The following is a 14,380-nucleotide window of genomic DNA, read 5'->3' as shown; positions in this document are numbered from 1 at the left end:
AAGCCCAATCCGTTTCCTGACGTGTGAGCCGGGACGCGCCCGGCCCCGCGCCCGCGCTAACGCTCGAGCGTCGCGTGGGTGGCGTCGATGCCCATGGGGATCATGCGGACGCCCTTGAGGTACTCCTTGTACGAGAAGAGCGAGTCGTCCGTGGCAAGGAAGAGCCAGGGGCAGTTCTCCCAGGCAATCTTCTGGCACTCGCGATAGTACTTGTCCTGCTCGTCCTGGGTCGGTGCGGCGTTGCCCTTCTCCAGGTTGGCGTCGAACTCGTCGTCCTTCCAGAAGGCGGTGTTGTAGCCCGTGGGGGGCACCATGCCGCTGGAGAGCAGCGAGCGCAGGAAGCCGTCGGCGTCGTTCTGGGACCAGTTGACGTACCACATCTGGAGCTCGGTCTCGTCGGCGGGGAGGGCCGTCTTGTCGGCCACGGTGGCGGGCTCCATGGGCTGGACGTCCACGGTGATGCCAATCTGGGCCATCTGCTGCATGACGAAGGTCATGCCCTTGGTCTCCTGCGTGGAGTTGTCGCCCCAGAGGGTGAGCTTGAAGCCGTCGGGGTAGCCGGCCTCCTTGAGGAGGGACTTGGCCTTGTCGAGGTCCACGTCGTAGGGCGTCTGCGCCTCGTAGGAGTGGAGCTTCTCGGGCAGGACGGAGGTCGCGGGGTCCGCGAAGCCGGAATAGAGGACCTCGGCGTACGCCTTCTGGTCGAAGGCGTAGTTCATGGCCTGGCGCACGCGCACGTCAGAGAGCTCCTTCACGTTGGTGTTGAGCGTGACGTAGCGCATGGTGGTTGACTTCTGCGCCTTGAGGTTGATGTCGCCCGCGCCCTTGATGGTGGCAATCTGGTCGGACGGGGTGGGATACACGAAGTCGGCCTCGCCGGTCTGGAGCATGGCGATGCGCGCGCCCGCCTCGGGCACCTCGCGGAAGGTCACGGAGTCGACCGTGGGCTTCTCTCCCCAATAGCTGGGGTTGGGCACCATGGTGGTGTGGTCGCCGTTGACCCACTCCTTGAGCGTGAAGGCACCGGTGCCGGCAGACTGTGCCAGGTAGTTGTAGTTGGGGTCCACGGCGGCGCTGGGGTTGATGAGGTAGAACTGCGAGATGCTGTTCATGAACGGCGAGTAAGGCGCGGACAGGGTGAAGACCACGGTGTTGGCGTCGGGCGCCTCGACCTTGGCCACGCGGTAGTTCTCGCTCCCGTCGTCCAGGGTCTGCACGAAGGTACGGCGACGACGCCAGCCGTTCTCCTTCTTGACCGCCTCGTTGTAGTTGGTGACGACGACCGAGGAGTCGAAGGGGGTGCCGTCACTGAAGGTGACGCCGCTGCGCAGGTGGAAGGTGTAGGTGAGGGCGTCATCCGAGACGTCCCAGCTCTCGGCCAGCATGGGGACGAAGTTGTAGTCCTCGTCGTGGGCGACCATGGTCTCGTACATGTAGTAGCAGACGTTGCCGGAGTTGCCGTCCGACCAGTTCATGGGGTGCAGGTTCTGGATGGTGCCCTCGATGGCGATCACGAGGTCGTTGTCCGCGGACTTGCCGTCGGTCTTGGTGGCCTTGACGACGAAGCCGTCAGCGTCGACCTCCGCGGCGGCAGTATCGGAGCCGGACTCGACGGGCGTGGTGGCATCGCTCCCCTTCTTGCCGCAGCCGGCAAGGGAAGCGCCCAGCAGGCCGGCGCCGATGGCGCCATAGCCCAGGAACGAACGACGGCTCATTCCCTTCTCCGAAGCGGAAACCTCGTGATTCTGAAGCATGCGACTTCCTCCTTGTGGACGACGCGCCCGGCCCACCCCGACGGGACGGGCCCCTCCTGACCTGTCCCCGTCCGCGGTCGCGAGACGGGGCCGTGCAAGATGACCGAGGGGAGACGAACCTCTGCGCGCTCTCCGGGAACTTTCGCCTTCTGGGCGACGGACCCATGCGGCACTGCCCCCTCATGATTCATATAGATTCATACTCGGAACCGGCTTCGCTTGGCAACAGTTCGCCCAACGGCAACCCGCCGGAGGGGAGAGGTTTTCGCCAAGCGTGATGATGCGCGCGACGAGGGGAGCACGGTTGTACGAGTTCGACAGGGAGCGCTACGACAGGCGCATGGCATGGTGGCTCCACGACCGCTTCGGCATGTTCATACACTGGGGCCTCTACGCCATCCCCGCGCGCGGCGAGTGGGTGCGCAGCACGGAGGAGATGGACGACGCCTCCTACCGGCCCTACTTCGACGAGTTTGACCCTCGCGAGCTCGACGCGCGCGCCTGGGCCCGCGCCGCGCGCGAGGCGGGCATGCGCTACGTGGTCATGACCGCAAAACACCACGACGGCTTCTGCCTCTTCGACACGGCACAGACCGACTACAGCTCCGTGCACGCACCGCTCGGCCGCGACGTCGTGGCCGAGTTCGTCGAGGCCGTGCGCGCCGAGGGCCTGAGGGTGGGGCTGTACTTCTCGCTCATAGACTGGCACCACCCGGACTTCCCGCAGTACGGCGACCGCCAGGCACCGCTGCGCAACCATCCCGAATGCGGCAACGAGGGTCGCGATTGGGGGCGCTACCTGCGCTTCATGCACGCCCAGGTGAGGGAGCTCTGCAGCAACTACGGCAGGCTCGACCTGCTGTGGTTCGACTTCTCGTACGACGACATGCGCGGCGAGCGCTGGGGCGCCACCGAGCTCATGCGCATGGTACGCGAGCTCCAGCCCGACGTGATCGTGAACAACCGCCTCGAGGTGAGCGGCGAGGGCATGGGCTCCCTTGCCGAATGCGCGCCCACCCCCTACCACGGCGACTTCGTGACGCCGGAGCGCATCATCCCGCCCTGGCGGCTCACGGACGCCGAGGGTCGCCCCCTGGCCTGGGAGTCCTGCCTGACCATGAACGACAGCTGGGGCTACACCGCCCGCGACGACAACTGGAAGTCACCGCGCACGCTGGTGCGCTCGCTCGTGGAGTGTGTGTCGAAGGGCGGCAACCTCATACTCAACGTGGGTCCCGACGCGCGCGGACGCATCCCCCGCGCGTCGATGGAGCGTCTGCGCGAGCTGGGCCGCTGGATGGGAGAGAACGGCGCGAGCGTCTATGGCTGCGGCAGCGCCGAAGGAGGTGGCGTCGACCTTGCTCGCTTCGACCAGGGACGCGTGACGCGCAGGGGCAACCACTACTACCTGCACCTGCACGAGCCCCACGTGGGCCCCGTGCCGCTTTTGGGCGTGCCCAAGGCGAGCATCCGCAGTGTGAGGATACTCGCGGACGGCAGCGAGGTGCCCCTCTCGTCCAGCTGGACCCACAGCGACTACGCCGACGTCGCGTTTGCGGACCTCGGTGCGGCGACGGAGCTTCCCGACCCGCTGGACACCGTGCTGGAGCTCGTTTTGGACAAGTAGGGCGCGGGATGTCCGCCCACGCAAGGGACGAAGGCGCGTGGGCCGCGTCCACCCAAGGCCTCGCAACCACAAGCCGAACCACAAGCCACCGACACACCCAGGCGAGAGGAGCCTCATGCTCGGCAAGGAACTCCAGGACTACGCGCGCGACTGCTTCGAGGGGCGTCTCGCCCTGCTCGACGACGTCACCCGCGCACGTGCCACCGCGACCGTGGACGCCAGCGCCGACGAGGACGAAGCCTGCCTCCTGCGCTACCTCTTCGGCACGCTGCCCCTCTCCGACGTCCTCGACGTCGAGCCGGGAGTCCTCGTCTCCTACGTGCGTCACTCCCTCATGCTGCGGCGCGGCCTGGGCTGGACCCGCGAGCTGCCCGAGCCCCTCTTCGTGCACTTCGTGCTCTGTCCCCGCGTCAACAACGAGCCCCTCACCGACTGCCGCCCCCCGCTCTGGAGTGAGCTGCACGAGCGCGTCACGGGGCTCAACGAGCGTGAGGCCGTGCTCGAGATCAACTACTGGTGTGCCCAGATGGCCACCTACCAGGCGTCGGACGGCCGTACCCTGGGGCCGCTCGCCATGCTGGCAAGCGGGGACGGCCGCTGCGGGGAGGAGTCGACCTTCCTGGTGAGCGCCCTGCGCAGCGTGGGCATCCCCGCGCGCCAGATCTACACCCCCTGGTGGGCGCACTGTGACGACAACCATGCATGGGTCGAGGCCTACGCCGACGGCGGTTGGCACTACCTGGGCGCCTGCGAGCCCGAGGAGGCGCTCGACCGCGGGTGGTTCACCAACGCGGCGGGACGGGCCCTCATGATGGGCACGACGGTCTATTCCGACTATGCCCTCGACCAGCTGGGCGGCGAGGACGCCGGGCGCAACGGCTGCACCCACCTGATTGGCGTGACCCCCTCCTACACGAGGACGGTGCGACTCGCGGTGCACGTCGCGGACGAGGGCGGCAATCCGGTCGAGGGGGCGACCGTCTGCCTCGAAATCCTGAACTCCGCCCAGTGGGCCCCGGCGACCTGCCTGGTCACCGACGCCTCGGGCGAGGCTGGCGTGAGCGTGGGGCTGGGGGGCCTGCGCGTGCGCGTGACGAGCGGCGGGCGCATGGCGTGGCGTACCATCGACACGGCGGAGCTCCACGAGCTCGACTTCATCCTGGGCGAGAGGGGCGCCGGCGACGAGCCCGTTGGGGCGGGCCAGGCCGGGGCGGATCCTACGCCCGGACGCGAGGCCGGCAGCTGGCAGTGGACCTCGCCCGTAGGCAGCGCGGAGGTCTTGACCTGGCATGACGTGGACGTGCGGGCGCCGGAGGACCACCCCGCCCCCTCCTGCCGCCCCACGCCGGAGCAGCTCGAGCGCGGACGTGGGCGCAAGGCGAGCGTCGACGAGCTGCGTCGCAGGCGTGTCGCGAGCTTCCTGGACGAGGGCGCGCAGCTCGCCGACGGACTCGTGGCTCGCGCCAACCGGGAGGACCACGCGCGCATCGAGCGTTTCATGCGCCTCGCCCTCGGCAACGCCGGCGAAGTCGCCCGCTTCCTCTCTGGCACCTCGGCGGACGACGTGGCAGCTGCGGCCCAGGGCCCGCTCGAGGCGGACCGCCTAGGGCTTCTCTCCACCTTGTCCGACAAGGACTTCCGCGACCTCAGGGCAGACGTGCTCGAGGAGCAGCTCCATGGCGCCCGCGCCGTCTGCGGACGCACGCTGGGGTTGCTGGCAGCGCAGGGCATCGAGCCTGACGAGGCACAGCGCGTCTACGAGCGCTACGTGCTCTGCCCGCGCGTGGGCCTCGAGCACCTGACCGCCTGGCGCGGCCCCCTGCGCGGCTGGCTCCAAAGCGAGCTCGACGCAGGCGAGCTCGAGGCCATGCATGGCGACCCGCGCGCCATCTGGGACTGGCTCGAGCGCAACGTGGGCTTCGACGAGAGGCAGGACCTCGCCAAGCTCGCGGGAGGCCCCGTCGGCGCCCTGCGCGGCCGTCACGCCTCCCCCGTCACGCGCGCCACCCTCTTCGTTGCCCTCTGCCGCTGCCTGGGCCACCCGGCCCGCGTCAACCCCGAGTCGCTCGCACCCGAGCTCTTCGAGGGCGGCCGCTTCGTGCCCGCGCAGGAGCCCCCTCGCCCCAAGTCCCGCAGGGTGCGCCTGCGTGCCACCGCCGGAGGGACCAAGTCCTGCTTCGTCGACTGGACCCTGGGAAGGCTCCAGGCCTACACCGAGCGAGGAGGGCAGGGGTCCTTGGGCTTCCCCTCGCTCGAGCTTTGGGGCACGAGCGCGGACGAGGGCGGCCTGACACTCGAGCTGCCATTGGGGACCTGGCGCCTGGTGAGCACCACCCGGCTCCCCAACGGGAGCCAGCAGGCCTCCGAGGCGATCTTTCGTCTTGTGGAAGGCGAGGGGGAGCTCGAGCTGCCGTTGCGTACACGCGTGCCCGAGGCCTCCGATATGCTGCAGGACATCCCCCTGCCCGAGCTTGCGCTGCACGCAGCGGACGGGTCCCCCGCCTGCGCCAGCGACGCGCTGCGGCGCAGCGGCGCAGGCAAGGCGGGCATCGTCGCCTTCCTGGGGGAGGCGGAGGAGCCCACCGAGCATCTGCTCAACGAGCTGCGCGAGCAGGCCGACCAGGTTCGGGAGGCCGGACTGGGCCTGCTCCTCGTGTGCCGGAGCCCGAAGGCCTACGACGACCCCACGCTCATGCGCGCCCTCGACGCGCTGGGGTCCGCGCTGGTGCTCTTCGACGACTTCGACGAGCTGCCCGAACGCCTCGCGCGCCGCATGTACGCCAACCCGGAGAAGCTGCCTCTCATGCTCCTGGTGCAGCCGTGCGACAAGGCCGGTGAGGGCGAGGCGGCAGGCGCAACGGACGGCGACGTCGTCTTCCGCGGGCTCTATGCGGTGGGGGGCTACAACGTGGGCAGCGTGGCCCTTGCCCTGCGCCTGGCGCAGCTAGCCTAGGGACTGGGGACGGATGATGCCACGAGGCGGACAGCGACCGGCAGGCGGAGCACGCGCCCTCTCCGGCCCGTTGCCCACTCCCGCCGCGCTGCCCGCGCAAGCGGCATCATCGCCGGCCAAGCCGTCGTCATCCGCGCCTCTCGTCCACTTTGCTTCCGAGTCCTGTCGCATGGCCGCGAAGGAGGTCGCCTCTCACCTGGGGTCCGAGCTACTGGCTGGCACACCAGAGGATGGGGATTCTGGTCCCAGCCTGCTCATGGACGAGTCAGGCCTCTGGCTCTGCGGGGAGGACATGAGGATGCGAGGAGACTTCGCCCGGCTCATCCCGCGCCTCAGGCCTCACGCCCTGGCGCGGGAGCTGCTGGTCAAGGCGGCGCGGGTCAAGGGCGTCGAGCGCCCGTGCGCCGTCGACGCCACCGCCGGCCTGGGAGAGGACTCTCTCCTCCTGGCTGCAGCCGGGTTCGAGGTCGACCTCTACGAGCGTGACCCGGTAATCTTCGAGCTCCTACGGGACGCGCTGCACCGCGCGGAGTCGCAGGGCGAGCTCGCGCACCTCGTGGCGCGCATGCACCTGCATGAGGGCGACAGCATGGTCGCGCTACGGGCCCTCAACGAGGGTGGCGCTCGTCCAGACGTGGTCTTCCTGGACCCCATGTTCCCCGCCCGGCAGAAGAGCGCCCTGGTGAAGAAGAAGTTCCAGCTCATCCATCGGATCGAGGCGCCGGCTTCGGACGAGGACGAGCTGCTTGCGGCGGCCTTGGCGGCGCGTCCCAGAAAGGTCGTCATCAAGCGGCCGCCCAAGGGTCCCTTCCTCGCGGGGAGAAAGCCCGGTCACAGCGTCGTTGGCAAGGCCGTCCGCTACGACGTGATTGTGCCCCCACCCCAAGCCTAGGGGAGGACGGGCACCGGGACCCCGCCACCAGGAGCCCTGCAAGCCCGGAGCGCGGCCTCTCGCTTGTCGGTACTTTTCTCCCGTGGAACCACCGACGATCAGCCACCTCGGGGTGAAGTCGGACCGAACTTCAACGATTGTCGGCACTTCTCGTCTTCCAAACCACCGACAAACGGAGCTTCCGGGCGAGAATGGCGCCGCTGCCTCAGTTTGCTTGTACTTCTCGGCTTCCTGAACACAAGGAAATTGCCCATTTTGGACGAGGACGGCTCTGACGCATCAAATTGCTTGCACTTCTCTAAGTCAGAAATGCAAGCAAATCGACGGTTCGAAGCAAAAACGCCCCGTGACCCGAATTTGCTTGTGCTTCTCGGCATCAGCCGGCGGGAAAACACAAGCAAACGAGCGCCTCCGGACGAGAATGACTTCAAAAAGTCCCCCACCCTGGCGGATGGGGGACCCGACGTTCGCACTGGCGGTGACTCGCTCCCTAGAGCTCGACACCAGACTTCTTGGCGAAGCGGACCTTCTTGCCGTCCTCGTTGAAGCGATAGCCGACGCGGGTGGGCTTGTCGGTCTGGGGGTCGACGATCGCGACGTTGGAGACGTCGATGGCCGCCTCCCTCTCCACGATGCCGCCCTGCTGGCCCTGCTGGGTCGGGCGCTGGGCCTTCTTGACCATGGCGACGCCACGGACGACAACCTTGCCCTCGGCGGGCATGGCCTTGATGACCTCGCCGCGCTTGCCCTTGTCCTTGCCGGACAGGACCTCGACCTGGTCGCCCTTCTTAATCTTCATCTTTGCCATCTGCTACTCACTCCCTACAGCGTCTCAGGCGCGAGCGAGACGATCTTCATGTACTTGTGGTCGCGCAGCTCGCGGGCGACGGGCCCGAAGATGCGGGTACCCTTGGGCTCGCCGTCCTTGTTGACCAGGACGCAGGCGTTCTGGTCGAACTTGATGTAGCTGCCGTCCTTGCGGCGGGTCTCCTTGACCGTGCGCACGACGACGCAGCGGACGACGTCACCCTTCTTGACGGATCCGCCAGGGGTGGCCTCCTGGACGGCGCACATGATGACGTCTGCAAGGCCGGCGTAACGACGCTTGGAGCCACCAAGTACCTTGATGCACTTCACACGCTTGGCGCCGCTGTTGTCAGCGACGTTGAGCATGGTCTCCATCTGAATCATTGCTTGTTCCTCCGAACGCTCACCCCTGCCAGAGGTGCGGCCTCGCGTGCGCCGCACATGGCTGGGAATGGGTTGTATAGGTCGTTACTTGGCGCGCTCGACGATCTGGGTCACGCGCCAGCGCTTGGTCTTGGACATGGGACGGGTCTCCATGACAGTGACGGTGTCGCCCAGGCCACACTCGTTCTTCTCGTCGTGGGCGTGGAGCTTCTTGTGGATCGTCATCATCTTGCCGTACTTGGGGTGGTGCTTGCGGTACGTGACCTGAACGGTGACGGTCTTGTCGCCGGAGGTCGAGATGACCTCACCGGTGCGGACCTTGCGCGCGTTCCTGCTTTCGGTATCTGCCATTTCCTGTTTCTCCTGCGATCTAGTTCTGCGCAGCGGCGTTTTCCGCTGCGATCTGGCGTGCGCGGATCTCGGTCTGGACGCGGGCGATGTCGCGCTTGACCGTGGTGACGCGAGCGGTATTGTCCAGCTGGCTGGTCGCCATCTGGAAGCGGAGGTTGAAGAGCTCGGCCCTGCCGTCCTCGAGCTTCTGGGCAAGCTCCTCGTCGCTGAGCTCGCGGATGTCCTTGTACTTCATTTACTTGGCCTCCCCGTCCTGGTCGGCGCGGGCGATAATCTTGGTCTTGATGGGGAGCTTGTGCTGGGCGAGGCGCAGGGCCTCCTTGGCGATGGACTCGTCGACACCGGCGATCTCGAACATGATGCGACCGGGCTTGACGACGGCCACCCACTCCTCGGGGTTGCCCTTGCCGGAGCCCATGCGGGTCTCGGCGGGCTTCTTGGTGATGGGCTTGTCGGGGAAGATGGTGATCCAGACCTTGCCGCCACGCTTCATCTGGCGCGTCATGGCGATACGAGCGGCCTCGATCTGTCGGTTGGTGATCCAGTGGGCCTCGAGGGCCTGCAGGCCCCACTCGCCAAAGTAGAGCTTGGTGTTGCCCTTGGCCTGCCCCTTCATGGAGCCACGCTGGACCTTGCGGTGGAGAACGCGCTTAGGTGCGAGCATTAACGGCCCCTCCTCTCGTTACGGGAACGGCGAGGACGGCTGCTGCCCTCGAGCGCGGGGTTGAGCGCAGGCTGGCCGGGAAGCTGCTCGCCGAGGTAAATCCAGACCTTCACGCCGCAGGCGCCCATGGTGGTGCGGGCGGTAGCCTCGCCGAAGGCGATCTTGGCGCGCAGGGTGTGCAGGGGCACGCGACCCTCGCGGTACCACTCGCGACGGCCCATCTCGGCGCCGTTGAGGCGGCCGGAGCACTGGATGCGGATGCCCTTGGCGCCGGCCTTGCGGGCGGACTGGACCGCCTTGCGCATGGCGCGACGGAAGGCGATGCGGCCCTCGAGCTGCTCGGCGATGGACTGGGCGACCAGCTGCGCGTCGAGCTCGGGACGCTTGATCTCGATGACGTCGACGTTGATGTTGCCCTTGGTCACGCCGGCGATCTTCTCGAGCTCGCCACGCAGGGAGTCAATCTCGGCGCCCTTCTTGCCGATGACGATGCCGGGACGGGCGGAGTAGATGATGACCTTCACCTTGTCGCCGGCACGCTCGATGTCGACGCGGGCGAGGGCGGCGGAGGCAAGACGCTTCTCGAGGAACTTGCGAATCTCGAGGTCGTTGCCAAGGCTCTTGGCGTAGTCCTTCTTATCGGCGTACCAACGGGAACGCCACTCCTCGGTGATGCCGAGGCGGAAGCCGGTAGGCTGAACCTTCTGTCCCATGCTTTCCCTACGCCTCCTTTCCAGGTGCGACGACGACGGTGATGTGGCTCGTGCGCTTGTTGATGCGGGATGCGGAGCCCTTGGCGCGAGGACGGATGCGCTTGAGCGTGGGGCCCTCGTCGACGTAGGCGTACTTGATCACGAGGCCGTCGGCGCGCATGCCGTTGTTGTTCTCGGCGTTGGCGACGGCGGAGCGCAGGACCTTGGCGACCGGCTCGGCGGCGGCGCGGGTGCTGAACTGGAGGGTCTCGAGGGCCTTCTCCACGGACTTGCCGCGCACCTGGTCGACGATCATGCGGACCTTGCGAGGGGCCATGCGGACGTACTTCGCAGTAGCCGAGACCTCGTTTGCAGCGTTGTTCTTAGCCATTGTTCTTCATGCCCCCTGTTAAGCCTTGTGGCCGCGGAAGGTGCGGGTGGGCGAGAACTCGCCCAGCTTGTGACCAACCATGGACTCGGTGATGTACACGGGGACGTGCTTGCGGCCGTCGTGGACGGCAATCGTGTGCCCGACCATCTCGGGGAAGATGGTGGAGGAGCGCGACCAGGTCTTCACGACCTCCTTCTTGCCAGCCTCGTTCATAGCGGTGACACGCGCAAGGAGGCGAGTCTCCACAAACGGGCCCTTCTTGAGACTTCTGCTCATTCTTGGGATCTCCTAATACTCGTGTTCCGACTACTTCGAGCGACGACGACGGATGATGAGGCGGTTCGACGCCTTCTTCGGGTCGCGCGTCTTCTTGCCCTTGGTCGGCTTGCCCCAGGGGGTGACGGAGGGACGTCCGGAGGTGTGGTTCTTGCCCTCGCCGCCGCCGTGCGGGTGGTCGACGGGGTTCATGACCGTGCCGCGGACGGTGGGACGGACGCCACGCCAGCGCTGGCGGCCGGCCTTGCCGATGACGATGTTGCCGTGCTCGGCGTTGCCGACCTCGCCGATGGTGGCGCGGCAGGTGAGGAGCACGCGACGGAGCTCGGAGGAGGGCATGCGGAGGACGGCGTAGCCGTTGTCCTTGCCCATCAGCTGCACGGAGGTGCCGGCGGCGCGGGCCATCGCGGCGCCCTTGCCGGGCTGGAACTCGACGGCGTGGACCAGGGTGCCGACGGGGATCTGCGAGAGCGGCATGCAGTTGCCGGGCTTGATGTCGACGTCCTTCTCGCCCGAGAGGACGACGTCGCCCACGTGAAGGCCCTCGGGAGCCAGGATGTAGGCCTTGGCGCCGTTCACGTAGTGGAGCAGGGCGATGCGAGAGGAGCGGTTGGGGTCGTACTCGATCGTGGCGACCTTGGCCGGCACGTCGTCCATGCGACGCTTGAAGTCGATCCTGCGGTACAGGCGCTTGTTGCCGCCGCCCTGGTGACGGGTGGTGATGCGGCCGTTGTTGTTGCGGCCTGCCTTCTTGGGCAGGGGCTCGAGAAGGGACTTCTCGGGCTTGGTGGCGGTGATCTCCTTGAAGTCAGAGATCGTCTGCCAGCGCCTGCCTGCGCTCGTGGGCTTGAGGTGCTTGACTGCCATTGCTTTCCCTTTCTTTCCGTTGGCCGACCCCCTCGGGAATAGGAGGCGACACCGGATTACCACGGTACCGCGCGTATCCATCCTGCGCGGCATAACAGCCCGGCCTCCCTGGGGAGGCGCGGGCGAATTACCTACTCCTCGGCAGCGGCCTGCTGGTTGGAGAAGATCTCGATCTGCTCACCATCGGCGATGGTGACGACCGCCTTCTTCCAGGTGCGGGTCTTGCCGGTGACATAGCGGACGCGCTTATTCTTGGGACGGACCCAAAGCGTGTTCACCTTGAGGACGTGAACGCCGAACAGCTTCTCGACGGCAGCCCTGATCTCCTCCTTGGGAGCGTTGCGGGCAACCTCGAAGGTGTACTTGTTGTTCGACATCAGGTCGAAGGAACGCTCGGAGACGACCGGGCGGATGATGACCTCGTAGGCAGAGTTCATTACGCGAGCACCTCCTCGAGCTGCTTGGCAACCGCACAGGACATCACGAGGGCCGCGTTGTCGAGCAGGTTGCGGGTGTTGGCCTCGCAGGAGGCGATGATGGTGACCTTGGGCAGGTTGCGGAAGGCCAGGTAGGTGTTGACGTCATCGTCGGGAACGACGATGGTGACGCGCTTGCCCTCGAGGCCCAGGGCGGCCAGGACGGCCTTGGCCTGCTTGGTCTTGGGCTCAAGGGAGAGCTCGTCGATCAGGAACAGCTGAGAGTCGGCAAGCTTGCCAGAGAGCGCGGAGCGCATGGCGAGCTTCTTCTCCTTGTTGTTCGCGCGCAGGGCGTGGGAGTGGGGGGTAGGCCCGAAGACGACGCCGCCGCCGGTGAACTGCGGGGCGCGGATGGTGCCCTGACGGGCACGGCCGGTGCCCTTCTGGCGGAAGGGCTTGACACCGCCGCCGGAGACGGCGGAGCGGTTCTTGGTGGAGTGGGTGCCCTGGCGCAGGGACGCCTCGTAGGCCACCACGACCTGGTGCATCACGGGGATGTTCGGCTCGATGCCGAACACGTTGTCGGAGAGCTCAACGGTGCCGGCCGCCTTCCCCTCAACGTTCTTGACTTCAATGCTGGACATTTGTCCTCCTTGTTAGCCTTAGGGCTCTTCTTACCTCGGCCCTTTAGGCCATGCGGACCTGGACGAGACCGTTCTTGCCGCCAGGGACGGCGCCCTTGACCAGCAGGAGGTTCTGCTCGGCGTCGACGCGGACGAGCTTGAGGTTCTTGACGGTCACGCGCTCGTTGCCCATGTGGCCGGCCATGTGCAGGCCCTTGCGGACGCGCGCGGGGTAGGCGCACTGGCCGATGGAGCCGGGCTTGCGCTGGTTGCGCGAGCCGTGGGCCATGGGGCCACGAGAGAAGTTCCAGCGCTTGATGGTGCCCTGGAAGCCCTTGCCCTTGGAGGTGCCGATGACGTCGACCGCCTTGACGTCGGCGAAGTCAGCGACGGTGACCAGGTCGCCGCAGCTGTGCTCCTCGCCGTTCTCGACGCGGACCTCGCGCAGGTAGCGCATGGGCTCCACGCCATGGGCCTTGAAGTGGCCGGCCATGGGCTTGTTGACGTGCTTGGGCGTGATGTCTCCGAAGCCGATCTGGACGGCATCGTAGCCGTCGGTCGCCTTCGTCTTCACCTGCGAGACAGTGCAGGGGCCTGCCAGGATGACGGTGACGGGGACGACGTTGTCGTCTTCATCCCACACCTGAGTCATCCCGATCTTGCGGCCAAGAATCGTGCTGACCATGCTCTTTCCTTACCCTCGGTGGTCATGGGACCTGTGGGGGCAAGCCCCCTCATGGCGCATCCGGCGCCACTTCCCCAGCGGACCACAGCTGTCGTCTGCCACCTCAGCTGCGGTTTTGTCCTGTGCGCTATGGACAGAACTCCCCCACAAAATCGGCAGCTTAATAAGTTTACATGCCCGGAGCGCCTTTCACAATCTCTTCGCAGAAGTTTTTGAAGCCCCTAGCTGGTACTTTGTCTACCACTGTGTCGGGCGTATCTATGAACTGCCAGAGAGCCTCTGCATGCGAGTCCTTGCATGCGCGACTGCGTCAAACGTGCCCGCCCCCTCCGCTCGAGTCGCTCGAGTACGTCAATCGCGCGCACAATTTCGCCGAAAACGTCGAATGCGTTTATTCTCGGCACATCAACAGGGCAAACGTGAATCGCTCCGACGCGTTGGACGTTTTCGAGACTAAGGAACACGCGTTGGACGTAGCCGCGGCCGAGGCGCACGCGTTGGACGTCATTGCAACTGAGGCGCACGCGACAGAGGCGGCAGCAGCTGGCTCGTGCACGGTGGGCGAAATCTTCTATAGCCGTGGGCGAGAATGGCGCACCAGCTAAGACGGGACGCAACTCTCCACCAAAAAAAGGGGCCCGGCCGAAGCCGAGCCCCCTTGCAAGTCATCTTGCGACCGAGCTAAGCCTTAGAGCTTGATCTCGATGTCCACGCCCGCAGGAAGGTCGAGGCGCATGAGCGAGTCGACGGTCGAGGAGCTGGGGTCGAGGATGTCGATGAGGCGCTTGTGGGTGCGCATCTCGAACTCCTCGCGGGAGTCCTTGTCCTTGTGGGGCGAGCGGATGACCGTGTAGAGGTTGCGCTCGGTGGGCAGGGGGATGGGGCCGGACACGCGGGCGCCGGTCTTCTGGGCGGTGTCCACAATGAGCTTGGCGGACTGGTCCACTACCTCGTGATCGTAGCCCTTGAGGCGAATCCTGATCTTCTGGCTTGACACT

At 66.5% G+C, this 14,380-nt stretch carries 17 protein-coding genes; 3 read left to right on the top strand and 14 right to left on the bottom strand.

Features of this window, described 5'->3' with window-relative positions; translation table 11 throughout:
• Positions 1-56 precede the first annotated feature (56 nt).
• Entirely contained in the window at positions 57-1,754 is a 1,698-nt protein-coding gene (locus tag HMPREF1008_RS03360; protein ID WP_009278425.1) for an ABC transporter substrate-binding protein, read from the bottom strand.
• Positions 1,755-2,058: 304 nt separating this feature from the next.
• Between HMPREF1008_RS03360 and HMPREF1008_RS03355 the strand changes: the two genes are divergently transcribed.
• The 3 genes from HMPREF1008_RS03355 (at position 2,059) to HMPREF1008_RS03345 (ending at position 7,226) form a co-directional block, all read left to right on the top strand.
• Entirely contained in the window at positions 2,059-3,381 is a 1,323-nt protein-coding gene (locus HMPREF1008_RS03355; protein WP_009278424.1) for an alpha-L-fucosidase, read from the top strand.
• A 115-nt stretch (positions 3,382-3,496) separates the two neighbouring features.
• Entirely contained in the window at positions 3,497-6,334 is a 2,838-nt protein-coding gene (locus HMPREF1008_RS03350) for a transglutaminase domain-containing protein (protein WP_009278423.1), read from the top strand.
• Between the two features lie 169 nt (positions 6,335-6,503).
• Positions 6,504-7,226 (top strand): class I SAM-dependent methyltransferase, encoded by a 723-nt coding sequence (locus HMPREF1008_RS03345; RefSeq protein ID WP_009278422.1) that lies wholly within the window; start codon positions 6,504-6,506, stop codon positions 7,224-7,226.
• Positions 7,227-7,716: 490 nt separating this feature from the next.
• Here the strand turns inward: HMPREF1008_RS03345 and rplX are convergent, their stop codons facing one another.
• The 13 genes from rplX to rpsJ all read right to left on the bottom strand — a co-directional run bounded on the left by rplX (position 7,717) and on the right by rpsJ (position 14,379).
• On the bottom strand, positions 7,717-8,034 hold the full coding sequence (gene rplX / locus HMPREF1008_RS03340; RefSeq protein ID WP_009278421.1) for a 50S ribosomal protein L24: 318 nt from the start codon (positions 8,032-8,034) through the stop codon (positions 7,717-7,719).
• Positions 8,035-8,048: 14 nt separating this feature from the next.
• Positions 8,049-8,417, bottom strand: coding sequence for a 50S ribosomal protein L14 (gene rplN / locus HMPREF1008_RS03335; RefSeq protein ID WP_009278420.1), 369 nt, complete (start codon positions 8,415-8,417; stop codon positions 8,049-8,051).
• A gap of 84 nt (positions 8,418-8,501) precedes the next feature.
• Entirely contained in the window at positions 8,502-8,768 is a 267-nt protein-coding gene (gene rpsQ, locus HMPREF1008_RS03330) for a 30S ribosomal protein S17 (protein ID WP_009278419.1), read from the bottom strand.
• 19 nt (positions 8,769-8,787) lie between these two features.
• Complete coding sequence (gene rpmC / locus HMPREF1008_RS03325) at positions 8,788-9,003, bottom strand: 50S ribosomal protein L29 (protein WP_009278418.1); 216 nt, start codon at positions 9,001-9,003, stop codon at positions 8,788-8,790.
• Positions 9,004-9,432: a 50S ribosomal protein L16 gene (gene rplP / locus HMPREF1008_RS03320; protein ID WP_009278417.1), complete on the bottom strand. Its 429-nt coding sequence runs from the start codon at positions 9,430-9,432 to the stop codon at positions 9,004-9,006.
• Positions 9,432-10,145: a 30S ribosomal protein S3 gene (gene rpsC / locus HMPREF1008_RS03315; RefSeq protein ID WP_009278416.1), complete on the bottom strand. Its 714-nt coding sequence runs from the start codon at positions 10,143-10,145 to the stop codon at positions 9,432-9,434. The genes rplP and rpsC overlap by 1 nt, the downstream gene beginning before the upstream one ends.
• A 7-nt stretch (positions 10,146-10,152) precedes the next feature.
• Positions 10,153-10,515, bottom strand: coding sequence for a 50S ribosomal protein L22 (gene rplV, locus HMPREF1008_RS03310; RefSeq protein ID WP_009278415.1), 363 nt, complete (start codon positions 10,513-10,515; stop codon positions 10,153-10,155).
• A gap of 18 nt (positions 10,516-10,533) precedes the next feature.
• Positions 10,534-10,791: a 30S ribosomal protein S19 gene (gene rpsS / locus HMPREF1008_RS03305; protein ID WP_009278414.1), complete on the bottom strand. Its 258-nt coding sequence runs from the start codon at positions 10,789-10,791 to the stop codon at positions 10,534-10,536.
• Positions 10,792-10,821: 30 nt separating this feature from the next.
• Complete coding sequence (gene rplB, locus HMPREF1008_RS03300; protein WP_040656716.1) at positions 10,822-11,658, bottom strand: 50S ribosomal protein L2; 837 nt, start codon at positions 11,656-11,658, stop codon at positions 10,822-10,824.
• Positions 11,659-11,789: 131 nt separating this feature from the next.
• Complete coding sequence (rplW, locus tag HMPREF1008_RS03295; RefSeq protein WP_009278412.1) at positions 11,790-12,095, bottom strand: 50S ribosomal protein L23; 306 nt, start codon at positions 12,093-12,095, stop codon at positions 11,790-11,792.
• Positions 12,095-12,718 (bottom strand): 50S ribosomal protein L4, encoded by a 624-nt coding sequence (gene rplD / locus HMPREF1008_RS03290; protein ID WP_009278411.1) that lies wholly within the window; start codon positions 12,716-12,718, stop codon positions 12,095-12,097. The genes rplW and rplD overlap by 1 nt, the downstream gene beginning before the upstream one ends.
• A 43-nt stretch (positions 12,719-12,761) precedes the next feature.
• Positions 12,762-13,382 carry a 50S ribosomal protein L3 gene (gene rplC / locus HMPREF1008_RS03285; protein WP_009278410.1) on the bottom strand — a complete coding sequence of 207 codons (621 nt, stop codon included), beginning with the start codon at positions 13,380-13,382 and terminating at the stop codon, positions 12,762-12,764.
• Between the two features lie 688 nt (positions 13,383-14,070).
• Positions 14,071-14,379 carry a 30S ribosomal protein S10 gene (gene rpsJ, locus HMPREF1008_RS03275; RefSeq protein WP_009278409.1) on the bottom strand — a complete coding sequence of 103 codons (309 nt, stop codon included), beginning with the start codon at positions 14,377-14,379 and terminating at the stop codon, positions 14,071-14,073.
• Position 14,380 lies beyond the last annotated feature (1 nt).

Origin of the sequence: Olsenella sp. oral taxon 809 str. F0356, assembly GCF_000233535.1 — a bacterium.
GTDB lineage: Bacteria > Actinomycetota > Coriobacteriia > Coriobacteriales > Atopobiaceae > Olsenella_I > Olsenella_I phocaeensis.
This window is presented reverse-complemented; position numbering and strand designations above follow the sequence as displayed.

Bases quoted from the DNA above. Each gene is read 5' to 3' on its own strand.
- HMPREF1008_RS03360 (WP_009278425.1), bottom strand. From the start codon at position 1,754: ATGCTTCAGAATCACGAGGTTTCCGCTTCGGAGAAGGGAATGAGCCGT.
- HMPREF1008_RS03350 (WP_009278423.1), top strand. From the start codon at position 3,497: ATGCTCGGCAAGGAACTCCAGGACTACGCGCGCGACTGCTTCGAGGGG.
- HMPREF1008_RS03345 (WP_009278422.1), top strand. From the start codon at position 6,504: ATGGCCGCGAAGGAGGTCGCCTCTCACCTGGGGTCCGAGCTACTGGCT.
- rplX (WP_009278421.1), bottom strand. From the start codon at position 8,034: ATGGCAAAGATGAAGATTAAGAAGGGCGACCAGGTCGAGGTCCTGTCC.
- rplN (WP_009278420.1), bottom strand. From the start codon at position 8,417: ATGATTCAGATGGAGACCATGCTCAACGTCGCTGACAACAGCGGCGCC.
- rpsQ (WP_009278419.1), bottom strand. From the start codon at position 8,768: ATGGCAGATACCGAAAGCAGGAACGCGCGCAAGGTCCGCACCGGTGAG.
- rpmC (WP_009278418.1), bottom strand. From the start codon at position 9,003: ATGAAGTACAAGGACATCCGCGAGCTCAGCGACGAGGAGCTTGCCCAG.
- rplP (WP_009278417.1), bottom strand. From the start codon at position 9,432: ATGCTCGCACCTAAGCGCGTTCTCCACCGCAAGGTCCAGCGTGGCTCC.
- rpsC (WP_009278416.1), bottom strand. From the start codon at position 10,145: ATGGGACAGAAGGTTCAGCCTACCGGCTTCCGCCTCGGCATCACCGAG.
- rplV (WP_009278415.1), bottom strand. From the start codon at position 10,515: ATGGCTAAGAACAACGCTGCAAACGAGGTCTCGGCTACTGCGAAGTAC.
- rpsS (WP_009278414.1), bottom strand. From the start codon at position 10,791: ATGAGCAGAAGTCTCAAGAAGGGCCCGTTTGTGGAGACTCGCCTCCTT.
- rplB (WP_040656716.1), bottom strand. From the start codon at position 11,658: ATGGCAGTCAAGCACCTCAAGCCCACGAGCGCAGGCAGGCGCTGGCAG.
- rplW (WP_009278412.1), bottom strand. From the start codon at position 12,095: ATGAACTCTGCCTACGAGGTCATCATCCGCCCGGTCGTCTCCGAGCGT.
- rplD (WP_009278411.1), bottom strand. From the start codon at position 12,718: ATGTCCAGCATTGAAGTCAAGAACGTTGAGGGGAAGGCGGCCGGCACC.
- rplC (WP_009278410.1), bottom strand. From the start codon at position 13,382: ATGGTCAGCACGATTCTTGGCCGCAAGATCGGGATGACTCAGGTGTGG.